The sequence below is a fragment of the Mesorhizobium sp. BR1-1-2 genome (assembly GCF_020165435.1).
Taxonomy (GTDB): domain Bacteria; phylum Pseudomonadota; class Alphaproteobacteria; order Rhizobiales; family Rhizobiaceae; genus Mesorhizobium.
On record NZ_JAIUID010000027.1, the window covers coordinates 25455 to 36272 of the forward strand.

The 10818-nt window shown below is 59.5% G+C and carries 8 protein-coding genes; 5 read left to right on the forward strand and 3 right to left on the reverse strand.

The features are described from left to right. The first annotated feature begins 13 nt into the window (after positions 1 to 13). The 5 genes from LB551_RS29520 to LB551_RS29540 are packed head-to-tail and all read left to right on the forward strand — an operon-like array spanning position 14 to position 6148. Positions 14 to 1501: a M81 family metallopeptidase gene (locus LB551_RS29520; RefSeq protein ID WP_140554468.1), complete on the forward strand. Its 1488-nt coding sequence runs from the start codon at positions 14 to 16 to the stop codon at positions 1499 to 1501. Between the two features lie 57 nt (positions 1502 to 1558). Then, entirely contained in the window at positions 1559 to 2926 is a 1368-nt protein-coding gene (locus LB551_RS29525) for a M24 family metallopeptidase (RefSeq protein WP_140554469.1), read from the forward strand. Positions 2927 to 2953: 27 nt separating this feature from the next. Then, complete coding sequence (locus LB551_RS29530; RefSeq protein WP_140554471.1) at positions 2954 to 4054, forward strand: ABC transporter ATP-binding protein; 1101 nt, start codon at positions 2954 to 2956, stop codon at positions 4052 to 4054. Next, positions 4044 to 4502 (forward strand): gluconate 2-dehydrogenase subunit 3 family protein, encoded by a 459-nt coding sequence (locus LB551_RS29535; protein ID WP_140554473.1) that lies wholly within the window; start codon positions 4044 to 4046, stop codon positions 4500 to 4502. The genes LB551_RS29530 and LB551_RS29535 overlap by 11 nt, the downstream gene beginning before the upstream one ends. Continuing rightward, positions 4499 to 6148 carry a GMC family oxidoreductase gene (locus LB551_RS29540; RefSeq protein ID WP_140554474.1) on the forward strand — a complete coding sequence of 550 codons (1650 nt, stop codon included), beginning with the start codon at positions 4499 to 4501 and terminating at the stop codon, positions 6146 to 6148. Before LB551_RS29535 ends, LB551_RS29540 begins: the two co-directional genes overlap by 4 nt. Positions 6149 to 6927: 779 nt before the next feature. Here the strand turns inward: LB551_RS29540 and LB551_RS29545 are convergent. The 3 genes from LB551_RS29545 to virB10 form a co-directional block, all read right to left on the reverse strand. Next, the gene (locus LB551_RS29545; RefSeq protein WP_224629779.1) at positions 6928 to 8883 is read right to left on the reverse strand and encodes a type IV secretory system conjugative DNA transfer family protein; all 1956 of its coding nucleotides are present in this window, start codon (positions 8881 to 8883) and stop codon (positions 6928 to 6930) included. Beyond that, the gene (gene virB11, locus LB551_RS29550) at positions 8880 to 9905 is read right to left on the reverse strand and encodes a P-type DNA transfer ATPase VirB11 (RefSeq protein ID WP_140554477.1); all 1026 of its coding nucleotides are present in this window, start codon (positions 9903 to 9905) and stop codon (positions 8880 to 8882) included. Before virB11 ends, LB551_RS29545 begins: the two co-directional genes overlap by 4 nt. Beyond that, positions 9886 to 10818, reverse strand: a 933-nt coding sequence (virB10, locus tag LB551_RS29555; RefSeq protein ID WP_224661368.1) for a type IV secretion system protein VirB10, incomplete at its 5' end; no start/stop codon positions are given. The genes virB10 and virB11, both read right to left, overlap by 20 nt.

Sequence of the window (10818 nt, forward strand, 5' to 3'; positions counted from 1 at the left end):
CGAAAGTCAGAGAATGCGCATAGGTATCGTCGGCCTCTCCATTGAAATCATGCTCGCCTCTCCGGTCCCAACCACGTGGGATGCGATACAACATTATACCGGCAGGGACATGTCCGAAGGTGACGTCTGGATGGTCCGAGGCATGCTCGCGCGCATGGCGAAGGAGAGTGACGTCGAGGCGGTCCCGCTATACTGGGCCACTGCGCTGCCCGGCGGGCCCCTGGAGCTGGCGGCATATCAAGACGTCAAGGAAAAGACGCTCGCGCTCATCAGCGCACACGGGCCGTTCGACGGGATGCTCGTTGCCAATCATGGTGCGTTGGAAGTCCAGGGGCTAGACATCGACGCAGACACCGACTTCATTCAGGCTATCAGGAATGTCCTTGGACCTGATGTGCCGGTCGGTGTGTCGCTCGATCTCCATGGCGACATGACTCCGGAACTTCTCGAGGCGTCGACGGTCATCAGCGTTCTGCGCACCGCGCCGCATCGAGACGACAGGCAGACGGGGTACCGAGCCGCCGACCAGCTTATCCGGGTCATTCGAACCGGCATCACGCCCAAGAAATCCGTCGTGAGCCTGCCAATTCTCATCCCCGGGGAGACGGCGGTCACTGCCTTGGAGCCCGCGAAAAGCCTCTATGGCTCCTTGCTGGAATACGACAGCATGCCGGGTATGATGGAGGCGAACATCCTTGTGGGATTTGCTTGGAACGACAGGCCCTGGACCGCGGTATCGGCGATTGCGGTAAGCGAAGGCGACGTCGAATTGGCGCGTACGCAGGCTACACGGTTGGCACAAGCGATATGGGCGAAACGCGCAGAATTCAATCTCAAGATGGAAACCGCGGAAGTTCGGCAGGGACTGAGGCTCGCCGTCGAGTGCCCGCAGCGCCCCGTATTCGTATCCGATTCAGGGGATAACACGACGGCGGGTGCGGCCGGAGATTTGACCCTCGTATTGCAGGCAGCGCTCGACGACGAACAGGTTCGCGATGTCGTTGTCGCCGGCATTACGGCCCCCGAAACTGTCCGCAAACTCGTCCAGGCCGGCGTCGGCTCGACGGTGAAAATCGAATTGGGAACCGAGCATCTTTCCCGTCCGAAGACAGCGCGTCGCGTCAGCGTGCTCGTAGAGGCATGCGGAGAAGAGCTGGTGCTGCCGGGATTCCAGCCTTACCGATCCAAGGAGGGCGCTTGGGCCAAGGTGCGAAGCGGCAATGTGATTGCAACATTCCACGCCAATGCCATCGGCATAACCACGCCGCACCATTTCATTGCAATGGACATCAGTCCAACCGAGCACAAGGCGTATGTCGTCAAGCTTGGGTATCTCCACCCTCAGCTCGAAGACGTCTCGGCTCGTCATATCCTCCTGCTGAGCGACGGCACCTCGCAATTGGACATGACGCAGCTTCAATGGAACCTGCTGCCCCGTCCGACCTACCCCCTCGAAGAAGATTTCGAATGGGACGCGCAGGCCCGGATGTACGGCGATTGATCTCCCTCGCAGCCAATTTCAACAGCTCTCACGCCGGCGCAAACAAAAGGATGCCAAATGACCATTTCCCTCACATCGGTTCAGTTGCCGGACTTCGGTATTCTCGGCGAAAAGCCGGATGTTCCCGTTGAGATATATGATGCGCGTGCCCGCGCCGCCTACGACAAAGCGGGGTGCGACTGGTTGGCGGTTTATGCCGATCGCGAACATTTCGCCAACATCGCCTTCCTGACGGGTTTCGAGCCGCGCTTCGAAGAAGCCTTCCTTCTTCTTGGGCCAAACAACAAGCGCGTGCTGCTCACAGGCAACGAATCCGAAAGCTACGCTCCGCTCGCGCGCTTGCCCGGAGTGACAGTGCTTTTGAGCCAGACTCTGAGCCTCATGGCGCAGGATCGCTCTCGTTTCCCGCGCTTTTCCGACCGTCTGGGCGACGCTGGAATCAAGGCAGGCGACACCGTAGGGCTGGTGGGCTGGAAGTATCTCGAGCCATTTGAAGACGACGCTTCTGAAACAGCCTATTTCGTCCCCGCGGTCTACGTGCAGGCGTTTCAGCGAGCGATCGGCCCTTCAGGCGGGCTGCGGGACGCCACCCATGTTCTGATGCACCCGGAAAACGGCGTCGCCGTCACCATCGATGCTGATCAGATCGCTGCGTTCGAGTGGGCTGCGACACGCAGCTCGCTGGCCACATGGAGGATCGTTTCCGGGGTCCGGGAGGGTGACAGCGAGTTCGATGCCGTCTCGCGCATGGGATATGCTGGAGACCCGCTGAACGTCCACACCATGTTCGCGTCGGCCAGCAAGGGTGAAACCGTGATTGGCCTGCGAAGCGCAACGGGCCGCAAGCTCAAGCGTGGCGACGGTGTGACGACCGCTATCGGGCATTGGGGCGGTCTTTCCTCCCGAGCAGGCCTTTTCGATGTCGCCAACGACGAGTTTCTCGCGATCGCCAAGGGTTATTTTCAAGGCCTGATTTCCTGGTACGAGACGGCTGCGATCGGCGTCGAGGGCGGCCTTCTTCATGAAACGGTAGTATCGACGCTCGCAAAATCGAAGCTCGGGCCTGCTCTCAATCCGGGACATCTCGGCGGCTACGAGGAGTGGACACATAGCCCGGTTCGGCCTGGCTCGAAGGACCGCATCCGGTCGGGCATGCATTTTCAGGTTGACATCATCCCGACGCCGATCGCCGTCGGCTGGGCTCTGAACTGTGAGGACGCCGTGGTGTTTGCTGACGAAGCGTTGAGGTCCCAGATTGAGGCCAAGCATCCGACGACGTTCAAGCGCATCGCCGCGCGCCGCGATTTCATGAAGAACGCGATTGGCGTGGAACTGCCGGCGGACATCCTGCCGCTTTCCTCGACGCCACTCTACTTCGCACCTTTCTGGCTCAAAAGCGACAACGTCCTCGTCCGCGACCGATAACCACCAAGATCCAACACCGGAGGGCCTATGGCCGCCATCGAACTGAACAAAGTCGTAAAAGCCTATGGGGACGTTCAAACCGTCCACGGCATCGACCTCACGATCAAGGACCACGAGTTCGTGGTGCTGGTCGGCCCTTCCGGATGCGGAAAATCCACCACACTGCGCATGATCGCCGGGCTTGAGACAATAACGGACGGAGAAATAAAAATCGGCAAGCGGCGGGTCAACGATCTCCTGCCGGGAGAACGTGACATTGCGATGGTTTTCCAGAATTATGCGCTTTACCCGCATCTTTCGGTTGAGGACAACATCACCTTCGGGCTGCGTTTGAAGAAAACGCCACGTGGTGAAATCCAGACGAGACTGATCGAGACCGCCCGGATCCTAGACATCGGCCACCTGCTTAAACGCAAACCAAGGCAACTCTCTGGCGGGCAGCGTCAACGCGTTGCAATGGGGCGCGCCATGATCAGAAATCCGGCGGTATTCCTGTTCGACGAGCCGCTCTCAAACTTGGATGCCAAGCTCCGCGTCCAGATGCGCGCGGAGATCAAACAGATCCACGAGGCGGTGCCGACCACAACGGTCTATGTCACCCATGACCAGATCGAGGCGATGACGCTTGCCGACAGGGTGGTCGTCATGAATGCCGGCAAGATAGAGCAGATCGCGCCGCCTCAGGAACTATATCTGAAACCGGCGACCAAGTTCGTAGCCGGATTCATCGGGTCGCCTGGCATGAATTTCGTCAGCGCGGCGCTAGAACAACATCGGGAACAACTGATTGGCGTCCTGTCCGATGGCTCGCGTCTCGACCTGCCAGCTGGCATTTCCAGATTCGCCGAGGCGGTGGGGCAGACGGTCGAGCTCGGTATCCGGCCCGAACACTTTTCTCTCGGCCCAAACGCAGGCCAAGTGGCGACCCGCATCGAAGCCGTTGCAGAGCTTGTCGAGCCTCTTGGAATGGATACGCTGGTACACTTCATCATCGCCGGCACGAAGGCCGTTGCGCGCGTGTCGCCTGACGCCTCGTTAAGACGGGGAACCCGGCTTACCCTGTATATCGATCCCAAAAGCATCTACGTCTTCGACCGCGAAAACGGGAGCGCTCTATATGGCGACTAAGGACATCTGTCCTGAGCGACGTGATATGGATGTACTGTCGAGGGTGGTTGACTTCATCATACCCGCGGATGATTTCCCCTCCGCTGGGCAAGCGGGGGTAGATAAATTTCTCCTGGGGCTCTGGAGCAGCGGTGCGGAATCGTCCGGACCTCTCGTTTTCAAAGGCTTGAGAAAACTGGATCGGGAATCGCACACCGTGTTTGGCGTTGCATTTGTCGATGCTACCGCAAGACAGCAGGACGAGGTTGTTCTGCGGCACGCTCGCGCACCTTGGTTTGTCACGCTCTGTGAGTTGGTCGCGGAAGGCTACTACTCCAACCCGGGCAACGGTTCCAATCCTCACGCGGTTTCATGGCGGATGATCGGGTACGAACCGGGGCTTCCCGATGGGCCAGACGGGCCACCGTCGAGTACGCAAGACATGGTTCGCGGAAAGCTATGTGCATGAATCCAGCATTTGACGCAGTCGTCGTCGGCAGCGGGGCGGCGGGAGGGATTGTTGCCTGTGTGCTCGCGGAAGGTGGCAAGACCGTGCTGCTGATCGAACGGGGAAAAGAGCGGCGCTACGATAACAGCGGATATCGCGATCACCTGCGGAACCATAGACTCTCACGTTACGGACATAACACCGGACCGGATATCGAAGGCAATCCGCGGGTTTTTGTGGATGCGCAGGGAAATTCCCATGTCGTGCGATCTCACGAGGCGAACTACCACGCCAATGCGTCGGCACTCGGCAGCGGGACCACGGTCTATGGCGGCCTTGCTTGGCGATTCCACCCGGACGACTTCCGCATGGCTTCGCGCTACGGGGTGCCGGAGCGGTCGTCTCTCGTCGACTGGCCGTTCGACTACACCGAACTCGAGCCGTGGTACGAGCGCGCGGAACACGAAATCGGGGTGAGCGGGCAAGGCGGACAAAATCCGCAACAGGGCATTCGCAATCGCGATTATCCCATGCCGCCAGTACCCGGCAATCCCGGGACCGACGTTCTCAGGAAAGGCGCGGACGCGCTTGGCTTGAATACGTTCGTGCCGCCGCTCCTGATCAACACCGTGCCTCGTCTTGGCCGCAAGGCTTGTATCCAATGCGGTTCCTGCGTGGGTTTCATGTGTCCGACGGACGCCAAGAACGGCACACAGAACACTGTGATTCCAAGGGCGATAGCCACCGGCCGATGCACAGTGCTTGCGCAAACGACGGTCGACCGGATCGCCACCGATGCTGAAGGCAAGGTCGTCGGGGTCTATGTGGTTGCGCTTAACGCGGAGGGAAACCCAAAGCGCAATTTCATCTCCGCAAGGACGGTTGTGCTCTCCGCTGGCGCAATCGAAACCGCCAGGTTGCTGTTGCTGTCGAAGACCGACAAGGAGCCGCACGGATTGGGAAATTCCGAAGATCTGGTCGGCAGAAATCTCCAGGGCCACGTCTATCCGACCGTATTCGGTCTCTTCGATCATGCGGTCCAGGATTCCAAAGGACCCGGCGTGACGATCGCAACGTGCGATTTCAATCACGGCAACGAAGGCGTAATCGGCGGCGCGATGCTGGCCGACGACTTCGTGATGCTGCCGGTGATATTCTGGAAGGCAGCGCTGCCGCCCGATCTTCCCCGATACGGCCTCGAGGCCAAGCGGTTTATGAGGACAAATTTTCGGCGTGTGACGCAAATAAAGGGACCTGTACAGGAGATCCCCTCGCCCGGTTCTCGGGTCACATTGGATGAACATTGCCGTGATCTGTTTGGACGCCCTGTGGCCCGTCTCTCTGGCTCGATCCACGACGAGACCAAGAAAACGGCAGCCTATATCCATGACAAGGCTGACGAATGGCTGCGGGCGTCGGGAGCCTTGAGCACATGGGGTGCGCAGCTGTCCCCGCAATTGTCGGGAGGGCAGCATCAGGCTGGAACCTGCCGGATGGGCCATAGGCCGGAGAACTCCGTCACCGATGCTTTCGGCAAGGTGTGGGGACATGAGAACCTGTTTGTCTGCGATGGCTCGCTGCATCCGACGAACGGCGGCTATAACCCGGTTCTTACTATCATGGCGCTGGCGTTTCGCAACGCGACCCGCATCGCAAACACAATCTGAACAAAGCGAGAAATCGATCATGCGAACACGCGTCGGAATCGTCGGCTGCGATCCTGCGTGCCAACAGGTCCGCGGCGGCTGATGGCGAGCCAGTGGCAGGGAGCGCAGCTCTGGTGGGCTTTTTCGCGCGAGGGAGATCCCGCAAGCGTCATCGGATGCGAACTGCGCGAATGGTGCGAGGTGATGCTTACACGCGAGACGCAGGTCTAGAACGTAGCGCCGGAATCCGCAGCGCTGTTTCGTAACGAGCGATCTCTGTTGTTTCGGCCCACCTGTAGTCCGAAGGGATGCCGCAAGGACGTCAGCTTTTGGCGATTTGCATCGCCGATCTCAACGTCTGAAGTGAAGGCGCATAGCAGCCATATCGGCAAGGGCCCGAGTGCGGACAGGCGGGTTCTGGCGTAAAATGTCGATGTCCGGTGGTCCAGACCGCAAGGCTTATAGCTGAAACCGGTCCAACGTCGGGGATGCGCAAGGACCAACCGTGCAGTGGTTGAATGTTGGCCGGCGCTTCTTGTCGACCATGTAGGAACACCGAACTATCCCAGGGTTTGACTTGCTAAGGCATAGGTCCTTGGCTTAGCCGAGCCGCCAGAGGGAAGCCATCCGTACGAGCCACTTCCTCACTGGTCGTTTGGAGCGTGGCGGCGAATCTTTCGAGGAGCGAAAAGTCCGTTGTCGGAATATTGCCTGAGTCCCATTGCCATCTCCTGAAGCAATATCTCGCCGCCTCTATTGGCCAGCCGGATGCCTGGGGTTCGAGCTCCCATGGGCCTTGCTCATGCGTTCTCCTCCTCGCCAACATCGGGGTCGTCAGGGACGACTTCATCAAAGATGAGCGACCAATCGCGTTCCCTCTTGTCGTCGCCGTTCTCGACAGCTTTGGTCGTCAATCCCTTCAGTCTTTGCGCCGCGGCGGCGAAACGAGCCTCTATCGCCGGCTTGGAGGCGAGTAGTATCTCACTTTGCTTTGCAGCCTTGGACGAGGCTGTCGTCTGCGGTGCGCCGAAACCTGCGGTGACGTGAACCTCCGACATCTCGACCTTCGAATCGATGCCCTGGGTCGCCGGGACACCCATTCGGGGGAGGAACTCGACCGCCGGTACATAGGGGAGGTTGGATCTGGAGAACCTTTCCATCTTTGCGAACGGTGCAGTTGCAAAGAACCGCAGCTTATCGGCCAGAATTGGCCTCTGCCCTTCCACCAGCACAATCATCTTGCCGGCATGCATTTGCCTTACCTCCTGTGGCATCATCAGGTCACGTTCTCGCACTTGCTCGACCTTGGTCCGGCGATGAAGGCCCATGAGCTCAATGCTGCGCGATTCGGTCCTGTAGCGAACCGTTCTTCTGCCAAGCGCCTTTGAAACATATTCGGCAGTGACCTGATCGTTGGCGCCAAGGACAAGCTGATAGCCGCAGTTTCCCATTAAGGAGTGACGCGAGGTCTCGCCGTAGATTTCGTCGAGGTTCTTGATGTCCTGGATGATGAACGCCATTTTTATGTTATAGCCGGCCACGTAGGGCAGCTTGCTCGTGATCTCGGTGACCTTTCTCAGCTGCCGAAACTCGTCCAACAGGAAATAGATCGGCAAGGATTTCGGATCCTGCGCCAGCAGAAGCGTGTCGAGGGTCTGCTGAACGAAGAGTGACAGCAGCGGCTTCAGCATGGCGACGTCGGTGATGTTGGGGGCCAGATAGATCGAGATCGGGCGGTGCTTCAGAGCGCGAAGGTCCATGTCGGTGACCGTGGTGGCGGCGACAACGCGCTCGTTGCGGAAGGGCCGCAGCGCCTTCTGGATGTCCAGCAGGGCGGACGCGGCAGCGCGCTCCGAGAGCGCGATATAGGCATTGAAGCTTTCCACCGTGAACCGCGACAGATTGCCTTCCTTTTCCTTGATGAAGACCATCAAGGCCTGGAGATTGACGCCGCTGTTGAAGAAGGATGTCACCTCGCCAAGGTTGCGCCGGTCGCGGTAGACGTCGCTCTCTGTCACGTAACTGATCGCGCCCGCCAGCACCAATTGGGCGGTGGCCTGCCAGATCGCGTTCTCCGATTCCACGCTCTCGGGAACAAGAATGCTGGCGATGTTGAGGATGTCGGTCGTCCGGTCGCCGCGGTCGGGCCTGATGAAGTCGAGCGGATTGTAACGATGTGTTCTGTCGCTGCCTGGCGCAAACAGGAACACTTGGTTCCCCTTTGCCTTTCGGTAGCCGGCCGTGGAGCGGAAGATCTCGCCTTTCAGGTCGGTGACGATCATCGACCCTTGGTGGGCGAGTGCATTTGGAATGACGTAGCATGTTCCCTTGCCCGAGCGGGTCGGTCCGATGACCAGATGATGACGCTCATCTTGGACGCGAAGGATATAGCGACCGTAGCGTCCAAGAATGTATCCGCTACCTCGGAACCACTTGCGGCGCCGAAGCGAGAAGGTGTTTTGGAAGCCAGCATCGCCAAGCGGTTCAGAAACAGATCGCAACCCCAGAGCGGCAATCGATCCGGCGGCGATGAGCGAAACAAGGCCTGCTCCCAGGCCAATACGCCGCAACACCAGATTCTCGGGATAGCGGGACAGTTGCTGGAGCGCGGCCAGCGGATTGGATGTCACCGTTGCTTTGAGGATGCGGCCGTCGCCATATTGGATCTGGAGTGCCAAACCGTAGGCCAGCAGCCAGATGACAACGCCAATCGCGAGGCAGAAGACGACGTAGGCGATGCGCAAGGAGCCCGTCATGATCGGCTCATTCTGGAAAAATATAGTTCCGATACACCGCGTCGACCGCCATCGCGTCGAAGCTGGATGACGATTGGAATAACGCTACGGATGTAGGAGATCAGATCAGCCTTCGGGTAGGCCGCGGACAGGCCTGATTGCATCACCATCATGGCAAGCTGTTCATAGGCACCGCGGGGCGTGTCGGCATGGACGGTCGACATCGAGCCTGGATGGCCCGTGTTGATCGCGCGGAGGAACGAAAACGCCTCCGCTCCCCTCACCTCTCCGACAAAAAGGCGGTCCGGCCGCATGCGCAGCGAGGCCTCGAGCAGGTTCTGGATGGTCACGGCGGCTGTGCCCTGGTCGCCTTTGGATGAAAGCAGATGAACCGTGTTTGGCTGGGGCGGAGACAGCTCGCGCGTATCTTCCAGCGTGATCAAGCGCTCGCGCCGGTCCACGGCTTTCAGGCAGGCATTCAAGAATGTGGTCTTGCCGCTTGACGTTCCACCACTGATCAGAATGGAGACACGGCTCGCGATTGCCGCACGGATAAAGCCATGAATGTCGTCCCTGCACAGAAGCTCGATCATGACGCGATCGGCGCTGCTCCTGCCAGCGATCGCCACCGAAACCTGACCGAACGCGCCCTCGTCGCGGTAGTCCTCGAGCGTGAAGTCGCCTACGACCTGCTTGCGGATTGAAACCGCGCCGCCATCGGGAGCCGCTGGCGGCAACACGAACTGGATGCGTTCTCCCGACGGAAGCGCGGCGCTCAAAATCGGGTTGGCGGAGCTGATGAATTGGTTCGTCGCAGCCGCGACCCGTTCGCCCATATTGACGATGTCACCGGTGGTGAGGCTTGGAATGTCGTGGAATTCCATGTGGCGAGCACCTAGCCGCTCGACATAGACATGGCCGGGCTTGTTGATCGAGATCTCAACCACTCTCGGGTCGGCCAGCAGGTGCTTCAACGGTTCGAGAGACCGGTAGAGAAAGTAGTGTTGGTCATTGTTGGCAGGCTCAGTTGAAGCCACGCTCATGACGAATTTCCTTCAACGCTTCTGAGACCGGGTCGTCGTAGAGGGCTGAAAAATCGAGGTCCTGGCGCACGAACACGAATATGCGCTCGCCCTGCGGCACGCTGATCGTCGGTGGAATTTTCAGGCTCTCGCCAAGCGCCTGATTGGCCATGTCGGAGAACGTCTGGGCAATAGTGGCGCGGGCAAGATCTTCGGCGCGGGGCCCATCGTCGCTTCCGCTCGTAGCTGCCTGGCTGCCATAGCCGGCCAGATAGCTTGCGCCCCCGCCCACGATCGACAGCAGAACGGCTGCGCCAAAGCGTTCACGAAATTTGGTGTCGACGCGGCCGGTAAGGCCCGAGCGGCCAAGACTGTCGGCGCCCATCGAGTTCAACCGAATACTGACACCGTCATCGCGAAGCAATCGCGTCCAGATGACGAAAATGCGCTTTTGACCGCGGATGACTTCCGACTGATATTCGCCGATCAGGCGCGTGCTAATGGGAATGAGGATACGCCTGCCATCGAACGAATAGACATTGTCGGCGACGATGGCGCGGATTTGACCTGGCAGATCGCTGACGATCGCCGTTTCCAGAATACCTGGAATGAGGGAGCCTTCCGCCACCAGGGCGTCGATGCGGGGAATTTTCCTGGCCCTTGCCGACCGATCACCGATGCTGGCGGCGGCCGCCAGGAACTTGCTGTTGCGGTCCTCACCGGCGACCGCGGGTCTCTGCCCCATGTCGGCTGTTGGACTTTCTTGATCGCGGCCTGAGCCTTCGTCGTCAAAGACGACCATGTTGGATCGAAAGCGTTTCGGAAACTCATCCTGAGGCGCGGCGGTCTCGGCTGGGGACACCGCAGGCGATGGCGGCGGAACAGTGAACTGCGTTGTAGAGGACTCTGGCTCTGGCGGCGGCGGGGGTGGCGG

What these genes read in the sequence shown, in the direction of transcription:
- LB551_RS29540 (WP_140554474.1), top strand. Translation starts at nt 4,499, where the DNA reads ATGAATCCAGCATTTGACGCAGTCGTCGTCGGCAGCGGGGCGGCGGGA.
- LB551_RS29535 (WP_140554473.1), top strand. Translation starts at nt 4,044, where the DNA reads ATGGCGACTAAGGACATCTGTCCTGAGCGACGTGATATGGATGTACTG.
- LB551_RS29520 (WP_140554468.1), top strand. Translation starts at nt 14, where the DNA reads ATGCGCATAGGTATCGTCGGCCTCTCCATTGAAATCATGCTCGCCTCT.
- LB551_RS29545 (WP_224629779.1), bottom strand. Translation starts at nt 8,883, where the DNA reads ATGACGGGCTCCTTGCGCATCGCCTACGTCGTCTTCTGCCTCGCGATT.
- LB551_RS29525 (WP_140554469.1), top strand. Translation starts at nt 1,559, where the DNA reads ATGACCATTTCCCTCACATCGGTTCAGTTGCCGGACTTCGGTATTCTC.
- LB551_RS29530 (WP_140554471.1), top strand. Translation starts at nt 2,954, where the DNA reads ATGGCCGCCATCGAACTGAACAAAGTCGTAAAAGCCTATGGGGACGTT.
- virB11 (WP_140554477.1), bottom strand. Translation starts at nt 9,905, where the DNA reads ATGAGCGTGGCTTCAACTGAGCCTGCCAACAATGACCAACACTACTTT.